This is a genomic window from Polymorphospora sp. NPDC051019, from assembly GCF_040683055.1.
Lineage (GTDB): Bacteria > Actinomycetota > Actinomycetes > Mycobacteriales > Micromonosporaceae > Polymorphospora > Polymorphospora lycopeni.
On the sequence record NZ_JBFBCH010000005.1, the window covers coordinates 275,401 to 301,479 of the forward strand.

The following is a 26,079-nucleotide window of genomic DNA, read 5'->3' on the forward strand; positions in this document are numbered from 1 at the left end:
CCGGGCGGGCCGAGCCGATCAGGCCCCCCGCCCCCCGCCGCCTCGCCGCTGGTCGCGTCCGGTGACCGAGGCGTGGGGACCGGGTGGCGACGGCGACCAGCCACGCCGGGGGGCGACCGGACCGGTCCGGGTACGCGTGCCCGCCAAGATCAACCTGCATCTCGGGGTCGGACCACCGCGCCCCGACGGCTACCACGAACTCAACACCGTCTACCACGCGATCTCGATCCACGACGAGCTGACCGCCCGCCACGGCGACACCCTCATCCTCACCATGGAGGGCGAGGGCGCCGGTGAACTCGCCCTCGACGAGACCAACCTGATCATCCGGGCCGCCCGCGCCCTGGCCGCCCACGCGGGGATGCCCGCCCACGCCCGCCTCCACCTGCGCAAGCAGATCCCGCTCGCCGGCGGCCTCGCCGGCGGCAGCGCCGACGCCGCCGCCACCCTGCTCGCCTGCGACACGCTGTGGGGCACCGGCCTCAGCCGCGACGAACTCGCCGACATCGGCGCCGGACTCGGCTCCGACATACCGTTCCTCGTCCACGGCGGAACCGCGCTCGGCACCGGCCACGGGGAGACGGTCAGCCCCGTCCTCGCCCGCCCCAGCACCTGGCACTGGGTCGTCGCCATCGCCGACGGCGGCCTGTCCACCCCGGCGGTCTACCACGAGATCGACCGGCTGCGCGACACGGGCACCGCACCCCCCGCCCTCGGCAGCGCCGACGCCCTCCTCGCCGCGCTGCGCCAACGCGACCCGGCCGTGCTCGGCGCCGCCCTCGGCAACGACCTCCAACCCGCGGCCGTGTCGCTGCGCCCGGCCCTCGCCGACGTACTCGACGCCGGCCGGGCCGCCGGCGCCCTCGCCGGCCTCGTCTCCGGCTCCGGCCCGACCTGCGTGTTCCTGGCCGCCGACGCCGCCGACGCCCGCCGCATCGCCGACGAACTGGCGGCCAGCGGCGTCTGCCGGGAAGCCCGCACCGCCCACGGACCCGTCGCCGGCGCCCGGATCGTCTGACCGCCCGCGTTAGTCTTGGCGGTCGCCCGCACAAACCCGCGGTCGCAGTTAGTCCCGGCGGTCGCCCGCACAAACCCGCGGTCGCAGTTGGTCCCGGCGGTCGCCCGCACAACCCGCGGTCGCAGTTAGTTCCGGCGGTCGCCCGCACAACCCGCGGTCGCAGCTAGTCTTGGCGGTCGCCCGCACAACCCGCGGTCGCAGCTAGTCTTGGCGGTCGCCCGCACAACCCGCGGTCGCACATTAGTTCTGGCGGTCGCCCGCACCCGCGGACGACCGCACACATGCGCACAGCCAGCAGAGGTGGAGTTTTGGCCAACATCGTCAACCTGGACCGGGTGTCCAAGGGCTACGGCGCGGCCGGCCAGCTCCTCACCGACGTCTCCCTCGGCCTCGACGACAGCGACCGGATCGGCGTCGTCGGCCTCAACGGCGCCGGCAAGTCCACCCTGCTCCGGATGCTGACCAAGATCGAGGAACCGGATGCCGGCCGGGTGACCCACCGCCGCGACCTGCGGGTCGCCTGGCTGCCGCAGACCCTCGACCTGGCCCCCGAAGCCACCGTCCGCGACGTCGTCATCGGCACCGCCTGGCTGCCCGAGGGCTTCGGCGCCGAACACGAATGGGCCGGCGACGCCGGCGTACGGTCGATCCTCGACGGCCTCGGCATGCCCCACCTCGGCCTCGACCAGCCCGTCGGACCGATGTCCGGCGGCGAACGGCGCCGGGTGGCACTGGCCGCCCTCCTGGTCCGCACCGCCGACCTGCTGATCCTCGACGAGCCCACCAACCACCTCGACGTCGCCGGCGTCGACTGGCTCGCCCGCCACCTCACCGGCCGGCGCGGCGCCCTCGTCGTCGTCACCCACGACCGCTGGTTCCTCGACGCCGTCTGCACCACCACCTGGGAGGTCGCCGACCGCGCCGTACGCGTCTACGAAGGCGGATTCGCCGCCTGGACGCTGGCCCGCGCCGAACGCGAACGGGTCGCCGCCGCGACCGAGGCCCGCCGGCAGAACCTGCTCCGCAAGGAGATCGCCTGGCTGCGGCGCGGCCCGCCGGCCCGTACCTCCAAGCCGCGCTTCCGGATCGAGGCCGCCAACGCGCTCATCGCCGACGTGCCGGAACCCCGCGACACCGTCACCCTGCAACGGCTGGCCACCGCCCGCCTCGGCAAGCAGGTCTACGACCTCACCGACGTCACCCTGCTCGCCGGCCCCAAACTCATCCTCGACGACCTCACCTGGCAGGTCGGCCCCGGCGACCGGATCGCCCTGCTCGGCGCGAACGGGGCCGGCAAGACCACCCTGCTCCGGCTGCTCGCCGGCGTACGCGAACCCGACAAGGGACGCATCGTCACCGGCTCCACCGTCCGGCCCGCGTTCCTCTCCCAGGAACTCGCCGAACTGCCCCGCGAACTCCGGGTCCTCGAAGCCGTCGAGGAGGTCGCCCGCCGGGTCACCCTCGGCGACCGGGAACTCGCCGCCTCCCAACTCGCCGAGATGTTCGGCTTCGACGACCGGAGGCTCTGGACCCCGGTCGGCGACCTCTCCGGCGGCGAACGGCGCCGCCTCCAGATCCTGCGTCTGCTCGCCGCCGAACCCAACGTGCTGCTCTTCGACGAGCCGACCAACGACCTCGACACCGACACCCTCGCCGCGCTCGAGGACCTCCTCGACTCCTGGCCCGGCACCGTCGTCGTCGCCAGCCACGACCGCTACCTGATCGAACGGGTCACCGACGTCGCGTACGGGATGTTCGGCGACGGCCGGCTGGTCCACCTGCCCGGCGGCATCGACGAATACCTGGCCCGGGTCACCGGCCCCGCCGCGCGGACAGCTGGTACGTCCGGTGGGCGTGCCGGGGACGGTGCCGGCCGCCCGGCCGGTGGAGGAACGCCCGAGGCCGGTGCGCCGGGACTCAGCGCGGCCGAGGTCCGCACCGCCCGCAAGGAACTCACCCGGCTCGAACGCCAGGTCGCCAAGCTCGAACAGAAGGCGGCCGGACTGCACGAGCAGCTCGCCGCCAACGCCACCGACTACGCCAAGGTCGCCGAACTCGACGCCCAACTGCGGACCGTCACCGCCGACCGCGAAGCCGTCGAGGAAGCCTGGCTCGTCCTCGCCGAACAGCTCCCCGACACCTGACCACCAGGGGTGTCCGCCGTCACGCTGGGGCTGTGCGCGAGAATCGTCGGCGACCACCACTGGAAACGGCGTTGGAGACTTCAGACATGGCGCACAACCCCGTCAACCATCCCGCGCGGCCGATCTACCGGGCCATCGGCGCGCTGATCGGCCTCTACCTGATCGTCTTCGGCGTGCTCGGCTTCATCGAGACCGGCAGCGGGGAGTTCTTCGCGCAGGACGGCAGCGCCGTGCTCGGCCAGGGCACCAACCTCGGCTTCTCGGTCGTCTCCGCCGTACTCGGGGTGATCATCCTGGTGGCCACCGGACTCGGCCGCAACATCGACGCCGCCGTCAACAAGTGGCTCGGCTACCTCTTCATGGCACTCGGCCTCGGCGAACTCGCCGTGCTGCGCACCGACGCCAACATCTTCAACTTCACCGTGGCCACCGTCGTCGTCACCATGATCATCGGCATCGTCCTGCTGATGGCCGGCATGTACGGCAAGGTCGGCACCGACGACGAGCACCGCGCCTGGCAGGACGCCCGCCTCATCCTCTAGTCACCCCTCCCGCCGTAGCCACCACGGGCGTCCGCCGTTCGGCGGACGCCCGTGCGCGTCCCGGGTGAGAATCAGGCCGAGCCCCCACGGAGGTACGGCAGGAGAAGACGCGATGGCGCACATACCCGTCAACCACCCGCTGCGGCCGCTCTACCGGACAATCGCCGGCCTCGTCGGCGCGTACGTCCTCTTCTTCGGCATCGTCGGCGTCGTCCGCACCTGGGGCGACCCGCTCTTCGAACGCGGCCCCGTCTGGGTGCTCGGCCTACGCACCAACCTGGCCTTCGCCATCATGTCGGTCGTCTTCGGACTGGTCATCCTGATCGGCTCGGTCCTCGGCAGGAACTTCTCCCACTACCTCAACCTCGGTATCGGCATCCTGTTCATGGCCGCCGCCATCGGCATGATGGCCGTGATGCAGACCGACCTGAACTTCCTCAACTTCTCGATGTCGACCGTGATCGTGTCGATGATCTTCGGGCTGATATTTCTCGCGACCGGCCTCTACGACAAGGTCGGCTCACCCGAAGACGCCCACGCCGAAGAGATGTACCGCCGCCAGCCGTCCTCCCGAAGTTGACCGACCGCCCCGTGACCGTGCTCAGCGGGTGAGCAGGGTGGGCTTGGCCTCCAGGTGCGACAGGCCGTTCCAGGCGAGATTGACCAGATGGGCCGCCACCGTCTCCTTACGCGGCTTGCGCACCTCCAGCCACCAGCGGCCGGTCAACGCCACCATGCCCACCAGCGCCTGCGAGTAGAGCTCCGCCAGCTTCGGGTCGTACCCCCGGCTCTTGAACTCGGCACCCAGAATGTGCTCGACCTGGTGCGCCACGTCGTTCATGACACTGCTGAAATTGCCCGTCGCCGACAACACGGGCGACTCGCGGACCAGCACCTGGAAGCCGTGGGTCTCGTTCTCGATGTAGTCGAGGAGCGCCAGCGCCGCCTGCTCCAGCAGTTCGCGCGGATGCCCGGCGGTCAACGCGGTCGTGATCCGGTCGAGCAGCGCCCGCACCTCCCGGTCCACCACCACCGCGTAGAGGCCCTCCTTGCCGCCGAAGTGCTCGTACACGACGGGCTTCGAAACCTTGGCCCGGGCCGCGACCTCCTCGATCGACGTCGCGTCGAAGCCGCGCTCGGCGAACAACTGCCGGCCGGTCGCGATCAACTGCTCGCGCCGCTGGGCGGCCGACATCCGTACCCGGGAACCGCTCTTGGCCGCCGAGGCAGCCGGCCGGGCACGTCCACCGCCTGTGACAGCCGGACTCTCGCTCCGCTCGGTCACGGTGTCCCCTTGCTGCGCTCGGCGCCACCGTGGTGATCACTGAGCCTGATGGTTCCCTCGCTCCGCTCGGTAACGTCGGCACCTCGCTGCGCTCGGCGCCACCGTGGATCACTGAGCCTGATGGTTCCCTCGCTCCGCTCGGTCACGGGGGCCATCCTGCCAGGCGTTGGACATGGGCGGGATGTCCGGGACCGCGCTGCTCACTGCGGTGTGGTTGATTTGATCAGCTTCGCGGCGATCCGCTCCTGCTTCGGCCACCGTACGTCCGACGCGGCGCCCAGCTTCTCGAACAGCCAGATCACCCGGGCCGAGATGTCGACCTGCCCGCGCAGCACGCCGTGCCGGGCACTGGTGGGGTCGGCGTGGTGCAGGTTGTGCCAGCTCTCCCCGAACGACACGATCGCCAGCGGCCAGAAGTTCGAGGCGCGGTCCCCCTGCCGCACCTCGAACGGGCGCTCGCCGTAGACATGGCACACCGAGTTGATCGACCAGGTGACGTGGTGCAACAGGGCGATGCGGACCAGGCCGGCCCAGAAGAACGCGGTCAGCGCGCCCTGCCACGACCAGGTGACCAGGCCGCCGATCAGTGCCGGAGCCAGCGCCGAGATGATCACGAGAACCGGGAAGAGGCGGTCGACGCGCCGGATGTCCTTGTCGGCCAGCAGGTCGGGGGCGAACCGGGCCCGGTTGGACAGTTCGCGGTGGAAGAGCCAGCCCACGTGGGCGTGGAAGAGGCCCTTGGTCAGCCCCCAGACGCTGGTGCCGAACCGCCACGGCGAGTGCGGGTCGCCCTCGACGTCGGAGAACGCGTGGTGGCGCCGGTGGTCGGCGACCCACTGCGTGACGTTGCCCTCGACGGCGAGCGAGCCGGCGACCGCCAGGGTGATCCGCAGCCACCGCTTGGCCTTGAACGATCCGTGGGTGAGGTAGCGGTGGAAGCCGACCGTGATACCGAGGCCCGCGACGAGATACCAGACCAGGCCGATCGCCACGTCCGTCCAGCTCAGCCAGCCACCCCAGGCCACGGGTACGGCGGCGATCAGGGCGAGGAACGGGATGATCACGAAGGACCAGAGGGCGATCAGGATGCCGAGCGGCTCCTTGCCCTCGGTGAGCGGCTTGGGGGCGTTGGCGGTCCGGGGCGGTGGTGGCTGGACTGCGGTGGTCATGGCACCTCGATGCGTGCGGGGGAGATCAATAACTTACGCCTACGTTACCGTAACTTACGGTGCCGTAGCTATTCATCGACCGTCCTGCGTACGTGGAACCCTCGCTCGAATCCGTACGTCTGTGCGAGTGTCGAGGGCATGACGGATTCCCTGGCCACCGAGGCCCAACCGGCCGAGCGAAGGACCAGAGCACTGGCGATGCGGGCCGCCGGCCGGTCGGTGCCGAAGATCGCCGACGAGTTGCAGGTCGCCAGGTCCACCGTCTACGGATGGGTGCGGCACATCCCGGTCGACCCGGAGCGTCGGGCCGAACATCGCCGGGCACACGCGAAGGTGATGACGGATGCCCGCTGGGCGGGACATCACGACGAACGGGCACGGCGGCGGGCCGTGGCCCATGACGCCGTCCGCGCCCGGATCGGCGTCGTCGGCGACCGCGACCTGATGCTGGCCGGCGCCGTCATCTACTGGTCCGAAGGACGCAAGTCGAAGCCGTGGCGCCGTGACGAGCGGGTCACCCTGACCAACAGCGACCCGCGTCTGGTGGAGCTGTTCCTACGGTTTCTGGCGGTGTGCGGGATAGAACGGGACGTGCCGCACTATCGGGTCAGCATCCACGAGTCCGCCGACGTAACCGCGGCCGAGGCGTGGTGGGTCGAGGTCCTCCAGTTGCCGGCCCACCGGTTCCGGCGGGCCACCCTGAAACGCCACCGCCCGACGACCACCCGCCACAACACCGGCGACGACTACCACGGATGCCTTGTCGTGGAGGTGCCACGCAGCCGCGAGCTGTACTGGACGATCGAGGGAATTGTCGATGCGGCGGTCGGCCGGCGCGGTTAAGGTTGCGGCCGGTGGTGGGCGAGGCAGTAGGCTGACACCGTCTCTTTCGGCCGTGGTGTAACTGGCAACACCCGGGTCTTTGGTACCCGTATTTCAGGTTCGAACCCTGGCGGCCGAGCTCAGCCCGTTGGGCGGGTTTCTACTCCGGTGTAACCGGACGGCGTCAGCCCGGTCATGGCTAGCATGGGGCCGCAGACAACCAGTCGCCCCGACGGGAGCCTTTCTCGTGCCTCAGTCCCGTACCCGCACCGTCGTCGTCCTTGCCGCCGGTGAGGGCAAGCGGATGAAGTCAGCACTGCCCAAGGTCCTGCACCCGCTGTTGGGTCGTACCCTGGTCGGTCACGTCCTGGCGGCGGCCGCGCCGGCCGCCGCGGATCGCACCCTGGTCGTGGTCGGCCACGGCGCGGACCAGGTCGCGGCGCATCTCGGCGAGATCGCCCCGGACGCGGTTCCGGTGCTGCAGGCCGAGCAGCGCGGCACCGGTCACGCCGTACGTATCGCGGTCGAGGCGATCTCCGACGCCGAGGGCACCGTCGTGGTGCTCAACGGCGACGTGCCGTTGCTGCGGCCGGAGACGGTCACCGCGCTGGTCGAGGCGCACGAGACCGCTGGTGCCGCCGCCACGGTGCTTGCCGCCGAGGTCACCGACCCGACCGGGCTGGGCCGGATCGTCCGGGACGCCCGGGGTGGCCTGGAGCAGATCGTGGAGGAGCGCGACGCGACCGCGGAGCAGCGGGCGATCCGTGAGATCAACGCCGGCATCTACGCCTTCGACGCCCGGCTGCTGCGCGGGGCGCTCGGCAAGCTGTCGACCGACAACGACCAGGGTGAGGAATACCTGACCGACGTCTTCGGGCTGCTGTCGGCGGCGGGTGAGGCGGTCGCGGTGCACATGGCCGCCGACGCGACGGAGACGCTCGGTTGCAACGACCGGGTCGAGTTGGCCGCCCTGCGCCGGCTGCTGCGCGACCGGGTCAACGCCGGCTGGATGCGGGCCGGGGTGAGCATCCTCGACCCGGAGACGACCTGGGTCGACGTGACGGTGCGGCTGGAGCGGGATGCCGTGCTGGACCAGAACACCCAACTGCGGGGGAGCAGCGTCGTCGGCGAGGGGGCCATCGTCGGCCCGGACGTGACGCTGATCGACACGACGGTGGGCGGGGGCGCCACGGTGCTGCGGGCGCACGCGGTGCAGGCCGAGATCGGGCCGCAGGCGAGCGTCGGCCCGTACGCCTATCTGCGGCCGAAGTCGCGGCTGGCGCGTAAGGCGAAGGTCGGTACGTTCGTCGAGACCAAGAACGCCGCGGTGGGCGAGGGGTCGAAGGTGCCGCACCTGTCGTACGTCGGTGACGCGACGATCGGTGAGCAGAGCAACATCGGTGCGGCGACGGTGTTCGTCAACTACGACGGGGTGGCCAAGCACCATACGACGATCGGTAGTCACGCGCGTACCGGTGCCGACAACATGTTTGTGGCGCCGGTGACGGTCGGTGACGGCGCCTATACGGCGGCCGGTTCGGTGATCATCAACGACGTGCCGCCGGGTGCGCTGGGCGTGGCGCGTGGTGAGCAGCGCAACATCCCCGGCTGGGTCGAGCGGCGCCGGCCGGGTACGGCGGCGGCGGAGGCCGCGGCGCGGGCTGCCGGGACGGGGCCGGGGGCCGGTGTCGAGGGTGAGGGATTGCACGTCATGGCCGACGCAAGTGAACGGGATTCGACCTCGGGTGATACTGCACTCGAATAGTCCCGGAGCCACCGGCACCACCGAACGTACGGGAGCAGACGAGCCGATGGGCAGCATCGTCGCCGAAAACCGCAAGAGCCTGATGCTCTTCTCCGGTCGGGGGTTTCCCGACCTTGCCGAGGAGATCGGCCAGGTGCTGGGCGTGGCACCGACGCCGAGCGATTCCTACGAGTTCGCCAACGGTGAGATCTTTGTTCGATACCGGGAGTCGGTGCGTGGCTCGGACGCCTTCGTCGTCCAGTCCGTGACGCACGGTGTCAACAAGTGGGTCATGGAGACGCTGATCATGGTCGACGCGCTGAAGCGCGGCTCGGCCAAGCGGATCACCGTGGTCCTGCCGTTCTATCCGTATGCGCGGCAGGACAAGAAGCACCGCGGCCGGGAGCCGATCTCGGCCCGGCTGGTCGCCGACCTGCTGAAGACGGCGGGAGCCAACCGGATCCTGACGGTGGACCTGCACACCGCGCAGATCCAGGGTTTCTTCGACGGCCCGGTCGACCACCTGTTCGCGATGGACACGCTGGCCGCCTACGTCGAGTCGAAGTTCGCCGGCCGGCCGATGACGGTCGTCGCGCCGGACTCCGGCCGGGTGCGGGTGGCGGAGCGCTGGACCGACCGGTTGGGTGGTTGCCCGCTGGCGTTCATCCACAAGACGCGTGACCCGTCGAAGCCCAACCAGGTGGTCGCCAACCGGGTGGTGGGTGAGGTCGAGGGGCGGGTCTGCCTGATCGTCGACGACATGATCGACACCGGCGGCACGATCACCAAGGCTTCGGAGATCCTCTACGACGCCGGTGCGGCCGACATCGTGGTGGCGTCGACGCACGCGCTGCTGTCCGATCCGGCGACGGAGCGGTTGAAGAACAGCCGGATCAGCGAGGTGGTGGTGACCAACACGCTGCCGCTGCCGCCCGAGAAGCGGCTCGACAAGATCACCGTGTTGTCGATCGCGCCGCTGCTGGCGCGGGCGATCCGGGAGGTCTTCGACGACGGTTCGGTGACCACCCTTTTCGGTGGGCTGAGCTGACTTGAGGCTGCCCCCGCGCCGGTTACCGGCGCGGGGCAGCCCTCGTCCGGGGGATCAGAGCCGATTGGCAGGGTACGGCGTCAGGGCCGGTCGGTGGCTCGGGTAGACTTATGCGGTTGCCATGGCGAGGGTGCCCTGCGGGCCGCTGCTGACCGAACCAGCGCTTGACGGCACGATGTGACACAGTGCCGGAAGGTGCGGTGTCGACACCGTGCGAAGAGCGCGGTGCCGGGAAGGCACAGCCGCATGGGGGCACCGTCATCGACACGGTGCTCCGGGCAGTGCGCCTCTTTCGAGGAGCCCCAGCGAGCCCCCCGCCCGGCACCGCCAGCCGACGTCCCGCCGCAGCCATAGCATCAGGAGTTTCCCCGTGTCCGAGGTAAAGATCAGCGCCGAGCCCCGTACCGAGTTCGGCAAGGGTGGTGCCCGTCGTACCCGCCGGGCCGGCAAGGTTCCGGCCGTGCTTTACGGCCACGGCGAGAAGCCCCGCCACATCGCGCTGCCGGCGCGGGAGTTCGCCGCCGCGATCCGGCACAACGGTGCCAACGCGCTCTTCGCGATCGACGTCACCGACGGCACCCAGGTGCTCGCGGTGTCGAAGGCGATTCAGCGTGACCCGATCCGTGACACGTTCGAGCACGTCGACCTGCTGCTCGTACGCCGCGGCGAGAAGATCACCGTCGACGTACCGGTGCAGCTGATCGGCGAGGCGGCCCGCGACACGCTGATCGTGCACGAGCACTCGACGCTGTCGGTCAACGCCGACGCGACCAAGCTGCCCGACCACCTGGAGGCCTCGATCGAGGGCCTGGCGGCCGGTTCGCAGGTCACCGCCGCCGACGTGAAGCTGCCGGCCGGTGTCGAGCTGACCGTCGACCCGGAGCTGGTGGTGGCCGCGGTGACGGTGGCGCCGACCGCCGAGCAGCTCGAGGCCGAGGGTGGCGAGCCGGTCGCCGAGGAGACCGCCGAGGTCACCGAGGACGCGGCGGAGGAGACGGGCGAGGCCGCCGAGGCCGAGGCCACGGCCGAAGCCTGATCGAAAGCACTTCAACCAGGCGTCCCCGATCCGTTCGGGGACGCCTGGTCCGTTTCCGGGTTGTCGGCGAGGATTCCGGGGAAGTCGGCGAGGAGAAGGACGAGCATGTCGGACGTTGCTCACCCGTGGTTGGTGGTCGGGCTCGGCAATCCGGGCCGGGAGTACGCCGGCAACCGGCACAATGTCGGCTTCATGGTCGCCGATCTGCTGGCGGGCCGGGTCGGGGCGAAGTTCGGCCGGCACCGGCGGGCGGTGGCGGACGTGGCCGAAGGGCGGCTGGGGTTCGGCGGGCCCAAGCTGGTGATCGCGAAGCCGTTGACGTACATGAACCTGTCCGGCGGGCCGGTGGCGGCTCTGGCGCAGTTCTACAAGGTGCCGCCGGGGCAGGTCGTCGCGGTTCACGACGAGTTGGACATCGCCTACGGGCAGTTGCGGGCGAAGTCCGGTGGCGGCGAGGGCGGGCACAACGGGCTGCGCTCGATGTCGAAGTCGCTCGGGACGAAGGACTACCTGCGGGTGCGGTTCGGTGTCGGCCGCCCGCCGGGCCGGCAGGATCCGGCCGACTATGTGTTGTCCGACTTTTCGACCGTGGAGCGTAAGGAGTTGGAGTTCCTGGTCGACCGGGCCGCCGACGTGGTGGAGGCGGTGGTGACCCGCGGGCTGGAGTGGGCCCAGAACACCTACCACGCTTCGTAGCGGCGGTCCGGCGACGCCGTGTCGCCCGTCCCATTTACGCGTTGGTCACGGCAGACGTACCCGTTGTGGTGGTCTGTTCGTGGTTGCGGGTTTTCGGGAGGCAGGGTGCAGCGGTGGTGGTTGAGTGACTTCGATCCGACCGCGGGGGCCCCACCAGGGCGGCAGGACGACACGATCGTGCTGCCGTTCTTCGATTTCTCGGTGGTGCCGACCAGTCCGGCGCCGGCCGGTGACGCCGGTCGCCCGCTGACGGTCGCCCGGGCCGATCCGGAGCTGGTTCGCGACATCGAGCAGGCGTTCGATCCGGTGGACCGGTCGGGCCTCGATCTCGACGACCGGTTCGATCTTCTCGACGACCCGCATCTTCTCGACGATCCGGGCGCGGGACGGCGGGCGCGCCGGGCCCGCGAGTCGGCCGGCGGTGCCCGTCCGGCGCGGCACGCGACGCGGCCGCCGTTCTGGTCGCGCCGGGTGCCGGGGCGTCATGCCGCGGTGCCGCGCCGGGCCGGCTGGGAGTCCCGGTACCGGTCGACGCTGCTGCTCGCCGATCTCGGCGTGGGGCTGGCGGCCGGGGCGCTGGCGTTCGTGCTGCGCTTCGGGCGGGTGACCAGTGTCGAGGACCGCGTCTATCTGTTGTTCTCGGTGCTGTTGCCGGTGGCGCTGGTGGCGGTGCTGGCGCTGGCGCGGGCGTACGAGAGCAGGTTCCTCTTCGTCGGGACCGACGAGTACCAGCGGGTGATCCGGGCGGGGCTGGGGCTGACGGCCGGGGCGGCGATCGTGTCGTACGCGTTCGACATCCCGACGGCCCGGTCGTACGTGCTGGTGGCGCTGCCGGCGGCGGCGTTCGCGGCGGTGGTCGTACGGTTCGCGCTGCGCAAGCGCCTGCACCGGGCCCGCGAGCGGGGCGAGTGCCTGCGCCGGGTGGTCGTGGTCGGGCACGAGTTGGCGATCCTGCACGTCACCCGGCAGTTGCGCCGGGAGCGGTATCACGGCATGGAGGTGGTGGGGGCCTGCCTGCCGCCGAGCCGGGCCGGCGACGTGGACCTGCCGGTCCTGGGCACGTTCGACGACGTGGCCGAGGCGGTGCGGGCGTCGGCGGCGGACACCGTGGTCGTGCTGTCCTGCCCGGAACTGGACGGGCAGGCGCTGCGCCGGTTGGCGTGGCGGCTGGAGCGCGACGAGGTGGACCTGATCGTGGCGAGCGCCTTGATCGACGTCGCGGGTGCGCGTACGACGATCCGGCCGGTGGACGGGCTGCCGATGCTGCACGTCGAGCATCCCCGGCTGGAGGGGGGCGCCCGGGTGGTCAAGGAGGTCGTGGACCGGGTCGGTGCGGCGTTTCTGCTGGTGCTGCTGGCCCCGGTGCTGCTCGCGGTGGCGGTCGCCATCCGGCGTGACTCACCCGGCCCGGTATTGTTCCGTCAGGTGCGAACTGGCCGCGACGGCAGTCCGTTCCTGATGTACAAGTTCCGCAGCATGTATCTCGACGCCGAGGCGCGGCTGGCGGAGCTGGCGCATCTCAACGAGCACGACGGGGTGCTCTTCAAGATCCGTGACGATCCGCGGGTCACGCCGGTCGGCCGGTGGTTGCGCCGGCTGTCCCTGGACGAGCTGCCGCAGTTGCTGAACGTGCTTCGGGGGCAGATGTCGCTGGTCGGCCCGCGTCCGCCGTTGCCGCAGGAGGTGGCGGCGTATCCGGACGACGTCCGGCGGCGGTTGGCGGTCAAGCCCGGAATGACCGGTCTGTGGCAGGTTTCCGGCCGATCGGACCTGTCCTGGGAGGAGGCGATCCGGTTGGATCTGCGGTACGTCGAGAACTGGTCGTTGTCCCTCGACATCGTGATTCTGATGCGTACGGTCACCGCCGTCGCCCGAACTTCCGGAGCGTACTGATGTCGGATCCACGGGTCTGCGTGGTTCGGCCGCTGCGGATGGAGGTCTGATAATGGCTACTCCTCCCGTGATCGACGGGGCGTTCGCGAGGTGGCTCGCCGAGCGGGCCGGGCAGGCCCTGCTCGACGTCCGGGCCGAGGTCGGGCACGACGATCCGGCGGCGCTGAAGGCGGCGGGCGACAAGGTCGCTCACGACCTGCTGCGTACGGAGCTGGCCCGCTGGCGGCCGGCCGACGCGGTGCTGTCGGAGGAGGACGACGGGTCGCGGCGGGCCTGGGTGGCCGGTGCCGGCGCGGGTGGCGACCCGGCGCCGGACGGCGGCGCACCGCCCGCGCGGCTGTCCGCGGAGCGGGTGTGGATCATCGACCCGCTCGACGGAACCCGGGAGTTCTCCGAGGAGGGCCGGTCGGACTGGGCGGTGCACGTGGCGCTGTGGTCTCGGCAGGGTTCCGCCTCCCACCAGTTGGTCGCCGGCGCCGTGGCCCTGCCGGCGCAGCACCGGGTGCTGGGTACGGACCAGCCGCCGGCCTACCCGCCGATGACCGTGGGGACGGCTGGTGCCGGGGGTGTCATGCCGGTCCGGCTGGCGGCGAGCCGTAGCCGGCCGCCGGCGTTCCTCACCGGCCTGGTCGAGGATGTCGGCGCGGTGCTGGTGCCGATGGGATCGGCCGGCGCGAAGATCGCCGCGGTGATCAGCGGCGAGGCCGACGCGTACGTGCACGCGGGCGGCCAGTACGAGTGGGATTCGGCCGCCCCGGTGGCTGTGGCGACGGCCACCGGCCTGCACGCTTCCCGAGTCGACGGATCTGCGCTGAAATACAACGAGCCTGATCCCAAGCTGCCCGACCTCGTGGTATGCCGCAAGGATCTTGCACCAAGGCTGCTTGCGGCGCTGCAACGGCATATCGGAGTATGATGGCTGTCTATGCCCTAGTGGCCTTGGCCGATCGGGAAGGTTGGGAATCCATGGTCGACGAACCGTCGTCGAGGACGGCCCTGTCGCTGAGGACGGCCCCGTCGGGAGGGACGGCCCCGTCGGGAGGGACGGCCCCGTCGTGGGCGGGCGGCCCGGCGGGCGCCGGGACGGTGCCGGCATGAGCGCCACCGCCGCCTACCGGGTGTCGCACCTGGACGCGCTCGAGGCCGAGAGCATCTTCGTGATGCGCGAGGTGGTCGCCGAGCTGGAGCGGCCGGTGCTGCTCTTCTCCGGGGGCAAGGACTCGATCGTCATGCTCAAGCTGGCCGAGAAGGCGTTCGCCCCGGCCCGGATCCCGTTCCCGGTGATGCACGTCGACACCGGGCACAACTTCCCCGAGGTGCTCGACTACCGCGACGGGCGGGTCGCCGAACTCAGCCTGCAGTTGGTGGTGGCCAGCGTCCAGGAGGCGATCGACGCCGGCCTGGTCCGCGAGTCCGCCGACGGGATGCGCAACCGGATCCAGACCCCGGTCCTGCTCGCCGCGATCGAGAAATACCGGTTCGACGCGCTCTTCGGCGGCGCCCGCCGCGACGAGGAGAAGGCCCGGGCCAAGGAGCGGGTGTTCAGTTTCCGCGACGACTTCGGCCAGTGGGACCCCAAGAACCAGCGTCCCGAACTGTGGAGCCTCTACAACGGGCGGCACCACCCGGGCGAGTCGATCCGGATCTTCCCGCTGTCCAACTGGACCGAGCTGGACATCTGGCACTACATCGCGCGGGAGCGGATCCCGCTGCCGTCGATCTACTACGCGCACGACCGTGAGGTGATCGAGCGCGACGGCATGCTCTACGCCGTCAACGAGTTCATCCGGCCGCGTGGCGGCGAGACGCCATTCACCGCCCGGGTCCGCTACCGCACCGTCGGCGACGCGTCCTGCACCGCCGCCGTCCGCTCCGACGCCGACACCGTCGAACTCGTCATCGACGAGGTCGCCGCCACCCGGATCACCGAACGCGGGGCGACCCGCGGTGACGACCGGGTCAGCGAGGCCGCCATGGAAGACCGCAAGCGGGAGGGCTACTTCTGATGACGGCTCCGACGACGGAGGTGCTGACGGGCACCGCCGAGGGACGTCCCATGGACCTGCTGCGGTTCGCCACCGCGGGCAGCGTCGACGACGGCAAGTCGACCCTGATCGGCCGGCTGCTCTACGACACCAAGTCGCTCTTCACCGACCAGCTGGAGGCGGTCGAGGCGGTCAGTGCCGCCCGGGGCGACGAGTACACCAACCTGGCGCTGCTCACCGACGGCCTGCGCGCCGAACGCGAGCAGGGCATCACGATCGACGTCGCCTACCGCTACTTCGCCACCCCGCGGCGCAAGTTCATCATCGCCGACACCCCGGGGCACATCCAGTACACCCGCAACATGGTCACCGGGGCGTCGACCGCCGACCTGGCGCTGATCCTGGTCGACGCCCGCAAGGGGCTGGTCGAGCAGTCCCGCCGGCACGCGTTCCTCTGCTCGCTGCTGCGGGTGCCGCACCTGGTCCTGTGCGTCAACAAGATGGACCTGGTCGACTGGTCGCAGGAGGTCTTCGAGAAGATCGCCGACGAGTTCACCGCGTTCGCGGCGAAGCTCGACGTACCCGACCTGACGGTCATCCCGATCTCGGCGCTCAAGGGCGACAACATCGTCAGCCGGTCGGAGAACACCCCCTGGTACGAGGGCTCTTCGCTGCTGCACCACCTGGAGCACGTGCACATCGCCTCCGACCGCAACCTGGTCGACGTCCGGTTCCCGGTGCAGTACGTCATCCGGCCGCAGTCCAACACGGTGACCGACTACCGGGGCTACGCCGGCCAGGTCGCGTCCGGCGTACTGAAGCCCGGTGACGAGGTGATGGTGCTGCCGTCCGGCTTCACCAGCCGGATCGCCGCGATCGAGACCGCCGACGGCCCGGTCGAGGAGGCGTTCCCGCCGATGTCGGTGACCGTACGGCTGACCGACGAGATCGACATCTCGCGTGGCGACATGATCTGCCGGCCCAACAACGCCCCGGCGGTCGCCCAGGACGTCGAGGCGATGATCTGCTGGATGGACGAGACCCGTCCGCTGCAGGTCGGCGGCAAGTACGCCATCAAGCACACCACCCGGGCGGCCCGGGCGGTCGTCCGTGGTCTCCAGTACCGGCTCGACGTCAACTCGCTGCACCGCGACGAGTCGCCGGCCGGGCTGTCGCTCAACGAGATCGGGCGGGTCCGGCTGCGTACGACGGTGCCGCTGCTGGCCGACCCCTACCGGCGTAACCGGACGACGGGCGGCTTCATCGTCATCGACGAGACGACGAACCGTACGGTCGGCGCCGGGATGATCGTCGAGGCCAACTGACGGACCGGCGGCGGGGTCGGTCCGGTGTCCGGGCCGGCCCCGCCGCCGTATGTTCAGGGAAGTGCGGCCGCGCCGGCACCGGGTGCGGCGGAGAACCAGACCGGCGGCGTGAACCCGCGATCCGCGTACGCGGCGGTGACGGCGTCCGCGACGGCGTCGATCCGGTCCGCGTCGACCAGGGCCAGGACGCAGCCGCCGAACCCGCCTCCGGTCATCCGGGCGCCGTACGCGCCGGCGGACAGGGCCGCCTCCACGGCGGTGTCGACCTCCGGCACGGTGATCTCGAAGTCGTCGCGCATCGAGGCGTGCGAGGCGGTCATCAGCGGCCCGATCGCCGGCACGTCGCCGGCCCGCAGCAGCGCCACCGTCTCCAGCACCCGCTGGTTCTCGGTCACCACGTGCCGTACCCGGCGGCGCACCACGTCGTCGTCGAGCCGGGCGAGGGCCACGGGCAGCCCGTCGGTGGTGACGTCGCGCAGCGCCGGCACCCCGAGTGCCCGCGCCGCCGACTCGCAGGCGGCCCGGCGGGCCGCGTATTCGCCCGTCACGTGGCGGTGCGGAGCCCGGCTGTCGATCACCAGTACGGCGAGCCCGGCGCCGGCCGCGTCGAACGGGATGTGTTCGAGGGCCAGGGAGCGGCAGTCGAGGAACAGGGCGTGCCCGGCCCGGCAGCGGATCGACGCGGCCTGGTCCATGATTCCGCACGGCATGCCGGCGTAGACGTTCTCGGCCCGCTGGGCGAGCGCCGGGCGGTCGTCGACCGGCAGGTCGATCCGGCCCAGGTCGGCGAGCGCGGTGAGGACGGCCGCCTCCAGCGCGGCCGACGACGACAGGCCCGCCCCCGGCGGCACGTCGGAGACGACGGTGAGCCGGGCACCGGGCACCTGGTGCCCGGCGTCGAGCAGCGCCCAGACCACGCCGGCGACGTAGCCGCCCCAGCCGGTGACCTGGCCCGGCTTGCCGGCGTCGGTGCCGTCGAACGTGATCTGTTCGCCGGCCTGCTCCGACCACACCGTCCACAGTGGTGCGTCGGCGGGAGTGGCGGCGACGACGGTGCGCTGCGGCAGCGCGAACGGCAGGACGAACCCGTCGTTGTAGTCGGTGTGCTCGCCGATCAGGTTGACCCGGCCGGGCGCCGCCCACCGGCCGGCCGGAGCCTCGCCGTACAGTCGCTCGAAGGCCGCCGCGGCACGCGCGGCGAGGAGGTTCCGCCCGGTCACGGCAACAGGTGGTCGCGGTAGAAGGTCCACGCGTCGCCGACCATCTCGGCCAGCGTCGGCTTGGCCGGCACCCAGCCCAGCTCGGCGTGGGCCCGCGCCGACGACGCGACCAGCGCGGCCGGGTCACCCTCGCGGCGGGGAGCCATCTCGACCGGCACCGGATGGCCGGTGACCTCGCGTACGACCTCGACGACCTCCCGGTTGGAGAAGCCGTTGCCGTTGCCGAGGTTGAAGATCCGGTGCTCGCCGGGTACGGCGGTGTCCAGGGCGAGCAGGTGGGCGCGGGCCAGGTCCTCGACGTGGATGTAGTCGCGCACGCAGGTGCCGTCGGCGGTCGGGTAGTCGTCGCCGAAGAGCTGCAGCTTCTCCCGGCGTCCGGCGGCGACCTGCAACGCGATCGGGATCAGGTGCGACTCCGGATCGTGCCGTTCGCCGAGGGCGTGGCCGGGGCGCAGGTAGGCACCGGCCACGTTGAAGTAGCGCAGTGACACCGCGGCCAGGTCGTAGGCGTGCGCCTCCGAGGTCAGGGCCATGTCGACGGCGAGCTTCGTCGCGCCGTACGTGTTGGTCGGGGCCCTGACCGCCGACTCGGTGATCGGCAGCTCGGTCGGGTTGCCGTAGACGGCGGCGGTGGAGGAGAAGACGAACCTGCGTACGCCGGCCGCGCGGGCGGCGTCGATCAGGGCCAGCGACCCGATCGTGTTGTTCTCCCAGTAGATCTCCGGTCGGGCCATCGACTCGCCGGCGGCGATCAGGGCGGCGAAGTGCAGGACCCCGTCGAAGCCGGCGCCGGGGGTGAGTACCCGGGCGGCGTCGTGGATGCGGGCCTCGACGAAGGTGGCCTCCGGCGCGAGCGCCTCCCGGTGCCCGGTGCGCAGGTCGTCGAGGACGACGACCTCGTGGCCGGCGTCGAGCAGGAGCCGGGTGACGACTCCGCCGATGTAGCCGGCGCCGCCGGTGACGAGCAGTTTCACGGGTGGGGCTCCTTCTGGTCGCGGCCACGGTCGGCGCGCGGGTCTTCGGGGGCGGCCGGTGACCGGCGCGGACCCGGTCAGGCTACGCGCCGGAGCAGGCTGCCGCCGTCCGCCGGCCAGCCGGCCTACTGTCCACCATTGTCTCCCAATAGTCAACATATTCGAACATCAGGCGAAGGTTCCACCCCACCACCGGCCCGGCTGTCTACCATGTGCGACATGCGGGAATCCGCCAGTACCGGGCCCCGACGGTCGAGACCGGCGGGGCGCCCTCCACGAGAACCCGGTCCGATGGCCCGTGGCTTCGCCCGGGTCGTCGTACGTGCCGCGGACGCGGCCACCAAGCTGGTGACGGTCCTGCTCGGCACCGGGCCGGCCGCCGGCCGGGAACGGATCAGCGAGGCCGAGCTGCGCGACCTGGTCGCCGCCAACACCGTGCTCGACCCGGTCGAACGGCGCATCATCGACGAGGTGCTGGTCGCGGGTGCCAGCCTGGTCCGCGAGGTGATGATGCCCCGCACCGAGGTGGTCTTCCTCGACGCCGGGCTCTCCCTCGCCGAGGCCGCCCGGCTGGTGCGCGCCGAGACCCACACCCGCTATCCGGTCGTCGACGGCACCCCAGACGACGTGGTCGGCTTCGTGCACCTGCGCGACGTACTGATCCGGCCCGACGGTGACCGGCGCGCCACCATCGGCGAACTGACCCGCGAGGTCAAGCGCCTGCCCGGCAGCAAGCGGGTGCTCGCCGCGCTGACCGAGATGCGCCGGGAACGGCACCACCTCGCCGTCGTCATCGACGAGTACGGCGGCACCGCCGGCATCGTCACCCTCGAAGACCTGATCGAGGAGCTGGTCGGCGAGATCCACGACGAGTACGACGGCGCGCCCGAGCCGGTGGCGGTCGGTGTCCCGCCGTCGGTCGACGGCCGGCTCAACCTCGCCGACTTCGCCGAGCGCACCGGCTTCGCCCTGCCGGTGGGGCCGTACGAGACCGTCGGCGGCTATCTGATGGCATCGCTGGGCCGGCTGCCGACCACCGGCGACGAGGTGACCGTACCCACCGGTTCGCACACCCCGGACGGTGAGCGGGGCTGGCGGTTGCGCGTACTCGAACTCGACGGGCGGCGGGTGGCCCGGGTCGGGATCTCCGCCGTGCCGCCCGCTCCCGGGCCGGGACCGGACGGGGCGCCGGTCGGTGCCGCGGCCACAGCCGTCGTGCCGGCCAGCCGGGGGGTGCCGGCGGCCGAACGGTCGGCACCGAGGGGATGACCGGGACCACGGTCCCGCCCGGACCGGGGCCGTGGGCGGGCCGGCGCCCCGCGTCTTCCGTGATCGGCGGGGGCGTCACCACACGTGCCGGGTGCGGCTGACAGAATCGACGGCATGTCCGACGTTGCCGCCCGGCCCCGGGTACTGTCCGGGATCCAGCCGACCGCCGACTCCTTCCACCTCGGAAATTACCTGGGGGCGGTCCGCAACTGGGTGGCCATGCAGGAGACCCACGACACCTTCTACTGCGTGGTCGACCTGCACGCGATCACGGCCGGCCACGACCCGGAGGTGCTGCGCCAGCGCACCCGGGTCTCCGCCGCACAACTGCTCGCCGCCGGCCTCGACCCCGACCGGTGCACGCTCTTCGTGCAGTCGCAGGTCCCCGAGCACTCGCAGCTGGCCTGGGTGCTGAGCTGCATCACCGGCTTCGGCGAGGCGAGCCGGATGACCCAGTTCAAGGACAAGTCGGCCAAGCAGGGCGCCGACCGTTCCAGCGTCGGCCTGTTCACCTATCCGATCCTCCAGGCGGCGGACATCCTGCTCTACCAGGCCGACGCGGTCCCGGTCGGTGAGGACCAGCGCCAGCACCTGGAGCTGACCCGCGACCTGGCCCACCGGTTCAACACCCGGTTCGGCAAGGCCTTCACGGTGCCGGCGCCCTACATCGTCAAGGAAACCGCGAAGATCACCGACCTGCAGGACCCGACAGCCAAGATGTCCAAGTCTGCGTCGTCGCCGGCCGGGATCATCGAACTGCTCGACGACCCGGCCCGGTCGGCCAAGAAGATCCGGTCGGCGGTCACCGACACCGGGCGTGAGATCGTCTTCGACGCCGAGCACAAGGCGGGCATCTCCAACCTGCTCACCATCTACGCCGCACTCAGCGGCCGCACCATCGACGACCTGGTCGTCGCCTACGACGGCAAGGGCTACGGCGACCTGAAGAAGGACCTCGCCGAGGTCGTCGTGGAGTTCGTCCGGCCGATCCAGGAACGCACCCGGGCCTATCTCGACGACCCGGCGCAGCTCGACAAGATGCTGGCCATCGGGGCGGACAAGGCCGGCGCGGTCGCCTCGGCGACCCTGCGCACCACCTACGAGCGAGTGGGTTTCCTCGCCCCGGCCCGCCCCGAGTGACGGCGCACCCGGTCGAGTCGACCCAGATCGGGGTCGCCATCGACATTCCGGAGCCGTGGGGCAGCACGCTGACCACCCGGCGGGCCGAGGCCGGCGACCCGCGGGCGGAATACGTTCCGGCACACGTGACGCTGCTCGGGCCGACCGAGATCGCCCGGTCGAGCCTGCCGGCCGTCGAGGAGCACCTCGCCGCGGTCGCCGCCACCCACCCGCCGTTCAGCCTGCACCTGCGGGGCACCGGCACCTTCCGGCCGATCACCGAGGTGGTCTTCGTCGCCGTCGCGGCCGGGATCAGCGAATGCGAGTTGATCGCCGAGGCGATCAACTCTGCCGAGGAACTGCGGCGGGAAACCCGGTTTCCCTACCACCCGCACGTGACCGTCGCGCAGGATGTCGACCCGCAGGCACTCGACGAGGTCTTCGAGGACCTTGCCTCGTTTTCCGCGCTCTTCGAGGTCGAGCACTTCACCCTCTTCTCGCACTGCGGCGAGGCCCGCTGGAAGCCGCGTCGCGACTTCCGGCTCGGCACCTGACCCGCGTCGCGACCTTCCGGCGGCGGTCGACCGGCCCCGCCGGGCGAGACGCCCCGGCTGACCGGCCCGGCCCGGAAGTCCGGCCGGGGCTCCCAGGCCATGGGGCGTCCGCCCGGGACCCTGGGGCGCGGTTCCCGATCCGGGCCGGCGTTTTCCGACCCGCTGCCGGGCAACTCGGGACCGCATGGGCAAGGATGGCGGCGTGAAAGCCGTAAGCCGGGCCTGGACGGGCGCGAACCGGCTGCTCATCGCCGGCCGCAATCGCTCCGAGGGCTTCGACCATGTCTGCCGGGCGATCGAGTTGTACGTCAACATGCTCGCCGGGCGGCTCGCGGCGGCCATCGCCTACTACGGGTTCTTCGCCGTCTTCGCCCTCGGCCTCGTCGGCTACTCGGTCTTCGGATTCGTCCTGCAACGCAGCGTCGACGTCCGGGTCGTGGTCAACGACTTCCTCCGGCAGAACCTGCCGTTCCTCGAACTCGACCAGATCGACCAGAGCAGCGGTACGGTCGGCGTCGTCGGCATCACCGTCCTGATCATCACCGGCATCGGCTGGGTCGAGGCGATCCGCTCCTCCCAACGGCTGCTCTACGGCCTCAACCAGCAGCCCGGTTACATCGGACTGCGGCAGATCGTCGATCTCGCCGTACTGGTCGGGGTGTTCCTGCTGCTCGGCCTGTCGGTGGCGGCGGTCGGCGCGGTCGAGGCACTGCTGCGCTGGCTGGTGGGCCGTTCGGTGCCGCCCGCGCTGGCCGTGTCGAGCGTGCTGCTGACCGTCGTGGTGAACATGGTCCTGGCGACCGCCCTGCTGGTGGCGGTGCCCCGGCTGCGGATGTCGCTGCGCCGGCTCGCCGCCCCGGTCCTGGTCGTCGCGGTCGGGATCACCCTGCTCAACACCGCCGGCAACGCCTGGGTCGTACGCACCGAGCGCAATCCGGCGTACACCGTGGTCGCCGGCGCCGTTGGCCTGCTGGTCTACCTGTATCTGCTCAACCAGTTGCTGCTCTTCGGCGCGTCGCTGGCGGCGACCAGTCACCACGGCCGGGTGATCGACCTGACCGAGCGGCCGCGCCGCCGGTCCCCGACCGCCGACGAACAACTCCCGCTCTTCTGATCCGACGGCGCCCGGGTCCGACGGCGCCCGGGTCCGACGGCGCTCAGGTCCGGCAAGGCCGGGGCCCGGCGGGGCCCGGGGCCGGCGGGGCCACGGCACGCGGGCGGGCCGGGGCCTTGCCGTCCCGCCGGGTGACCCCGCGCTCTAGCGGTCCGGTGGGTGAGGGCCGGCGGCCCGGGCAAGGCGGGCCAGCCGGGCGGCGCCGTGCCGGCCGGTGAACCGGTGGAGATAGCCGGCCAACCGGTCCGGGGTGAGCCAGCCGGCCCCGAACGCCTCGTCGAGCAGGGCCCGTGCCGCGCCGTCCGGCAGCAGCCGGAGGCAGTCGAAGACGGTGCGGGCGCGGCCGGTCAGCGGCACGCCGCCGATCCGGGTGACCTCGGCCGGCGGCAGGTCCTCGCGCAGCAGCCGGACCCCGCGCAGCGTGCGCCGGTCGGCGCGGGGCACGAGCAGGCAGGTGGACCGGTCGGGCACGGTGATCCCGTGCCGGCGGGCGGCGGACGGCCCGGCGAGCACCGCCCCGCCGAGGGCCAGCAGGCCGGCGGCGTCGCGCAGCCGCGGACCGGGCCGGACGCCGGCGGGCGCCAGCACCGGGCCGAGCAGCCGGCGCCACTGCCCGGTCCGCAGCCGGCGGCGGACCTGGAACGGGGAGAAGCCGGCCCGGTGGGCCTGGTCGCAGGTGAACAGGCCGTGCTGGGCGGCGGCCACGGCGGCGAGGCGGGCGGGCGCGGTCGTCGGGGTCATGGGAAGACTCTGTGGGAGGCCGCCGACAGTCCGGCGAGGTTGTCCACAGTGCCGGGGATGGCGCGGCCGGGCCTGTGGATAGCGGGGAGATTGTGGCGAACCCCTACGCGGACCGGCCGGAACGGTCATTATGACTCGGGTGGGGGCACTAGTGACTTTGGAGCTGCCGGACGACTCGCCGGTGCTCGACCTGCCGTGGATCATCACCATCGGGCCGCTCAGTGACGAGGACGAGTGGGAGCCGGTGGTCTGCGGGCCGTACGAGCGGCCGCACGCGATCGCCCTGGCCGAGGCGGTGGTTGCCGACGAGGAGTTGATGGCGGTGGTCGAGCCGCTGCTCGCGTTGGCCTCCGTCGACGAGATCCAGGGGGAGATCGGGGCGGCCCGGGCGGCGGCGGAGGACGAGGAGGCCGAGGCCGAGGACGCCGAGGTCTACGGCGACTACGACGAACTCGTCGACGTCGGGCTGAACCAGGAGGAGATCGAGGAGCGCCGGCTCGAGCCGGCGGAGCCGCCGACCCCGACCGAGGTACGTGCCGGCTTCGTCCGGATCGCCGAGCAGCTCATCAGCCGGGCACCCTGACCGCGTACGACGGACGGCGGTGCCCCCGGAAACCTCCGGGGGCACCGCCGCCACCATCACCCCCCACCACAAGGGGTCCGGACCAGGTCTTACCCGGCCGACGGCGGTTGGAACCATGCCGCCGCGTCGACCGGCAGATCGAACGCGCCGTCGGCGTCGGTCAGCGGCTCACTGGAGACGACCGGCGAGCCGTACCCGGTGATCTTCACCGGGGTGCCGCTGAGGTTGATCACGCAGACCAGCCCCGCCGGGCCGGCGCCGGCCCGGGCGAAGGCCAACACACCCGGCTCGGTGTCCAGCCAGGTCAACTCGCCGCCACCGAGGGCGGGATGGGTCCGCCGGATGCCGAGCGCGGTGCGGTAGAGCTCCAGCGTCGAGGCGGGGTCGCCGGTCTGCGCGGCGACGGTGAGGCCGGCCCAGTCGGTCGGCGACGGGAGCCAGCCGTCGGCACCGCCATCCGGGCCGAAGCCGTACGGCGGGACGGTGCCGCTCCAGGGCAGCGGGATCCGGCAGCCGTCACGGCTCTCCCCGGTGCGCAGGAACGACGGATCCTGGCGTAGCTCGTCGGGCAGGTCGAGGAACTCCGGCAGGCCGAGTTCCTCACCCTGGTAGAGGTAGGCGGAGCCGGGCAGGGCCAGCATCAGCAGCGCCGCCGCCCGGGCCCGGCGCAGGCCGACCGCGCCGTCGCCGTAGCGGGTCACGTGCCGCTTCTTGTCGTGGTTGGACAGCACCCAGGTGGTCGGGGCGCCGACGATGGCCGACTCGGCCAGCGCGGTGTCGATCACCTTGCGGAACGAGTCGGCGGACCAGGTCGCTTCCAGGAAGTCGAAGTTGAACGCCTGGTGCAGTTCGTCGGGGCCGATGTAGCGGGCCAGCCGCTGTGGGCTCTCCGCCCACGCCTCGGCGACCGCCATCCGGCCACCGGCATAGCTGTCCAGGATCGGCCGCCAGGCCCGGTAGATGTCGTGCACCTCGTCCTGGTCGAAGTAGGGCAGCCGGCCCCGGCCGAGCAGTTCGACCTGGCGCTGGCCGGTGGCGGAGCTGTGCCCGACGTCGGGCAGCCCCTCCTCCTTGATCATTCCGTGCGCGACGTCGATGCGGAACCCGTCGACGCCCCGGTCGAGCCAGAACCGCAGCACGCCCTCGAACTCGGCGCGTACCTCGGGGTTACGCCAGTCCAGGTCGGGCTGGGCCGGGTCGAAGAGGTGCAGGTACCACTGGCCGTCGGGCACCCGGGTCCAGGCCGGACCGCCGAAGATTGACTCCCAGTCGTTGGGCGGTTCGGAGCCGTCCGGGCCGCGCCCGTCGCGGAAGAGGTAGCGGCCCCGCTCCGGCGATCCGGGCGCGGCGGCGAGGGCGGCCACGAACCACGGGTGGGCGTTGGAGGTGTGGTTGGGCACGATGTCGACGATGATCCGTACGCCGAGCGCGTGCGCGTCGGCGATCATGGCGTCGAAGTCGGCGAGGGTGCCGAACATCGGGTCGACGTCGCGGTAGTCGGCCACGTCGTACCCGCCGTCGATCATGGGAGACCGGTAGAACGGCGTGAGCCACAACGCGTCGACGCCGAGGTCGTGCAGGTAAGGCAGCCGGCTGCGGATGCCCTGGAGGTCGCCCGTACCGTCACCGTCCGCGTCGGCGAAGCTGCGGACGTAGACCTGGTAGACGACAGCGGACCGCCACCAGTCGTCGGTGGTGTCGGACGGCACGCCGGTGGTGGACGTCATGGCTACCTGCTTCTGGGGATCGTGGTGCGCCCGTGCGGCCGGGTTTCGGCCGTGCGGACCCCGATTGTCAA

General features: G+C 71.5%; 24 protein-coding genes and 1 tRNA gene. 19 read left to right on the top strand and 6 right to left on the bottom strand.

Annotated features, from left to right (window positions below; genetic code table 11):
* Positions 1-61 precede the first annotated feature (61 nt).
* From AB0M79_RS12585 to AB0M79_RS12600, 4 genes are all read left to right on the top strand, one after another.
* On the top strand, positions 62-1,018 hold the full coding sequence (locus AB0M79_RS12585) for a 4-(cytidine 5'-diphospho)-2-C-methyl-D-erythritol kinase (protein WP_364211609.1): 957 nt from the start codon (positions 62-64) through the stop codon (positions 1,016-1,018).
* A 308-nt stretch (positions 1,019-1,326) separates the two neighbouring features.
* On the top strand, positions 1,327-3,162 hold the full coding sequence (locus AB0M79_RS12590; RefSeq protein ID WP_364211612.1) for an ABC-F family ATP-binding cassette domain-containing protein: 1,836 nt from the start codon (positions 1,327-1,329) through the stop codon (positions 3,160-3,162).
* A gap of 86 nt (positions 3,163-3,248) precedes the next feature.
* The gene (locus AB0M79_RS12595) at positions 3,249-3,704 is read left to right on the top strand and encodes a DUF4383 domain-containing protein (RefSeq protein ID WP_364211615.1); all 456 of its coding nucleotides are present in this window, start codon (positions 3,249-3,251) and stop codon (positions 3,702-3,704) included.
* 112 nt (positions 3,705-3,816) lie between these two features.
* On the top strand, positions 3,817-4,284 hold the full coding sequence (locus AB0M79_RS12600) for a DUF4383 domain-containing protein (RefSeq protein ID WP_364211618.1): 468 nt from the start codon (positions 3,817-3,819) through the stop codon (positions 4,282-4,284).
* A gap of 21 nt (positions 4,285-4,305) precedes the next feature.
* Here AB0M79_RS12600 and AB0M79_RS12605 read toward each other — a convergent pair whose 3' ends face one another.
* Entirely contained in the window at positions 4,306-4,899 is a 594-nt protein-coding gene (locus tag AB0M79_RS12605; RefSeq protein WP_364211966.1) for a TetR/AcrR family transcriptional regulator, read from the bottom strand.
* Between the two features lie 290 nt (positions 4,900-5,189).
* Positions 5,190-6,158 (bottom strand): acyl-CoA desaturase, encoded by a 969-nt coding sequence (locus AB0M79_RS12610; protein ID WP_364211621.1) that lies wholly within the window; start codon positions 6,156-6,158, stop codon positions 5,190-5,192.
* Positions 6,159-6,296: 138 nt separating this feature from the next.
* Between AB0M79_RS12610 and AB0M79_RS12615 the strand changes: the two genes are divergently transcribed.
* The 10 genes from AB0M79_RS12615 to AB0M79_RS12660 all read left to right on the top strand — a co-directional run bounded on the left by AB0M79_RS12615 (position 6,297) and on the right by AB0M79_RS12660 (position 16,707).
* Entirely contained in the window at positions 6,297-7,001 is a 705-nt protein-coding gene (locus tag AB0M79_RS12615) for a helix-turn-helix domain-containing protein (RefSeq protein ID WP_364211624.1), read from the top strand.
* A 46-nt stretch (positions 7,002-7,047) separates the two neighbouring features.
* Positions 7,048-7,119 (top strand) — tRNA-Gln (locus AB0M79_RS12620).
* Between the two features lie 108 nt (positions 7,120-7,227).
* Positions 7,228-8,745: a bifunctional UDP-N-acetylglucosamine diphosphorylase/glucosamine-1-phosphate N-acetyltransferase GlmU gene (gene glmU, locus AB0M79_RS12625; RefSeq protein WP_364211626.1), complete on the top strand. Its 1,518-nt coding sequence runs from the start codon at positions 7,228-7,230 to the stop codon at positions 8,743-8,745.
* A gap of 46 nt (positions 8,746-8,791) precedes the next feature.
* The gene (locus tag AB0M79_RS12630; RefSeq protein ID WP_357538910.1) at positions 8,792-9,772 is read left to right on the top strand and encodes a ribose-phosphate diphosphokinase; all 981 of its coding nucleotides are present in this window, start codon (positions 8,792-8,794) and stop codon (positions 9,770-9,772) included.
* 370 nt (positions 9,773-10,142) lie between these two features.
* Complete coding sequence (locus AB0M79_RS12635) at positions 10,143-10,808, top strand: 50S ribosomal protein L25/general stress protein Ctc (RefSeq protein WP_364211630.1); 666 nt, start codon at positions 10,143-10,145, stop codon at positions 10,806-10,808.
* A gap of 105 nt (positions 10,809-10,913) precedes the next feature.
* Entirely contained in the window at positions 10,914-11,504 is a 591-nt protein-coding gene (gene pth, locus AB0M79_RS12640; protein WP_357538908.1) for an aminoacyl-tRNA hydrolase, read from the top strand.
* Positions 11,505-11,624: 120 nt separating this feature from the next.
* Entirely contained in the window at positions 11,625-13,397 is a 1,773-nt protein-coding gene (locus AB0M79_RS12645; protein WP_364211633.1) for a sugar transferase, read from the top strand.
* A gap of 52 nt (positions 13,398-13,449) precedes the next feature.
* The gene (locus AB0M79_RS12650) at positions 13,450-14,313 is read left to right on the top strand and encodes a 3'(2'),5'-bisphosphate nucleotidase CysQ (RefSeq protein WP_364211636.1); all 864 of its coding nucleotides are present in this window, start codon (positions 13,450-13,452) and stop codon (positions 14,311-14,313) included.
* Between the two features lie 178 nt (positions 14,314-14,491).
* On the top strand, positions 14,492-15,403 hold the full coding sequence (cysD, locus tag AB0M79_RS12655) for a sulfate adenylyltransferase subunit CysD (RefSeq protein ID WP_364211639.1): 912 nt from the start codon (positions 14,492-14,494) through the stop codon (positions 15,401-15,403).
* A complete protein-coding gene (locus AB0M79_RS12660; protein ID WP_364211642.1) occupies positions 15,403-16,707 on the top strand; it encodes a GTP-binding protein in 1,305 nt (434 codons plus the stop codon). Before cysD ends, AB0M79_RS12660 begins: the two co-directional genes overlap by 1 nt.
* A gap of 53 nt (positions 16,708-16,760) precedes the next feature.
* On the opposite strand, the gene galK is transcribed toward AB0M79_RS12660, so the two are convergent.
* Positions 16,761-17,927 (bottom strand): galactokinase, encoded by a 1,167-nt coding sequence (galK, locus tag AB0M79_RS12665; RefSeq protein ID WP_364211645.1) that lies wholly within the window; start codon positions 17,925-17,927, stop codon positions 16,761-16,763.
* Entirely contained in the window at positions 17,924-18,901 is a 978-nt protein-coding gene (galE, locus tag AB0M79_RS12670) for a UDP-glucose 4-epimerase GalE (RefSeq protein ID WP_364211648.1), read from the bottom strand. Before galE ends, galK begins: the two co-directional genes overlap by 4 nt.
* A 219-nt stretch (positions 18,902-19,120) precedes the next feature.
* On the opposite strand from galE, the gene AB0M79_RS12675 reads away from it, so the two are divergent.
* From AB0M79_RS12675 to AB0M79_RS12690, 4 genes are all read left to right on the top strand, one after another.
* The gene (locus AB0M79_RS12675) at positions 19,121-20,170 is read left to right on the top strand and encodes a hemolysin family protein (RefSeq protein WP_364211651.1); all 1,050 of its coding nucleotides are present in this window, start codon (positions 19,121-19,123) and stop codon (positions 20,168-20,170) included.
* A 114-nt stretch (positions 20,171-20,284) separates the two neighbouring features.
* Positions 20,285-21,310, top strand: a complete 1,026-nt coding sequence (gene trpS / locus AB0M79_RS12680; protein WP_364211654.1) for a tryptophan--tRNA ligase — start codon at positions 20,285-20,287, stop codon at positions 21,308-21,310.
* Positions 21,307-21,843 carry a 2'-5' RNA ligase family protein gene (locus AB0M79_RS12685; protein ID WP_364211657.1) on the top strand — a complete coding sequence of 179 codons (537 nt, stop codon included), beginning with the start codon at positions 21,307-21,309 and terminating at the stop codon, positions 21,841-21,843. The genes trpS and AB0M79_RS12685 overlap by 4 nt, the downstream gene beginning before the upstream one ends.
* A gap of 202 nt (positions 21,844-22,045) precedes the next feature.
* The gene (locus AB0M79_RS12690) at positions 22,046-22,957 is read left to right on the top strand and encodes a YhjD/YihY/BrkB family envelope integrity protein (protein WP_357538898.1); all 912 of its coding nucleotides are present in this window, start codon (positions 22,046-22,048) and stop codon (positions 22,955-22,957) included.
* A gap of 144 nt (positions 22,958-23,101) precedes the next feature.
* On the opposite strand, the gene AB0M79_RS12695 is transcribed toward AB0M79_RS12690, so the two are convergent.
* Positions 23,102-23,698: a hypothetical protein gene (locus AB0M79_RS12695; RefSeq protein ID WP_364211661.1), complete on the bottom strand. Its 597-nt coding sequence runs from the start codon at positions 23,696-23,698 to the stop codon at positions 23,102-23,104.
* A 139-nt stretch (positions 23,699-23,837) separates the two neighbouring features.
* Here AB0M79_RS12695 and AB0M79_RS12700 point away from each other — a divergent pair, with 139 nt between their 5' ends.
* Complete coding sequence (locus AB0M79_RS12700) at positions 23,838-24,281, top strand: hypothetical protein (RefSeq protein WP_364211664.1); 444 nt, start codon at positions 23,838-23,840, stop codon at positions 24,279-24,281.
* Positions 24,282-24,370: 89 nt separating this feature from the next.
* On the opposite strand, the gene AB0M79_RS12705 is transcribed toward AB0M79_RS12700, so the two are convergent.
* A complete protein-coding gene (locus tag AB0M79_RS12705) occupies positions 24,371-26,008 on the bottom strand; it encodes a glycoside hydrolase family 13 protein (RefSeq protein ID WP_364211667.1) in 1,638 nt (545 codons plus the stop codon).
* Positions 26,009-26,079 lie beyond the last annotated feature (71 nt).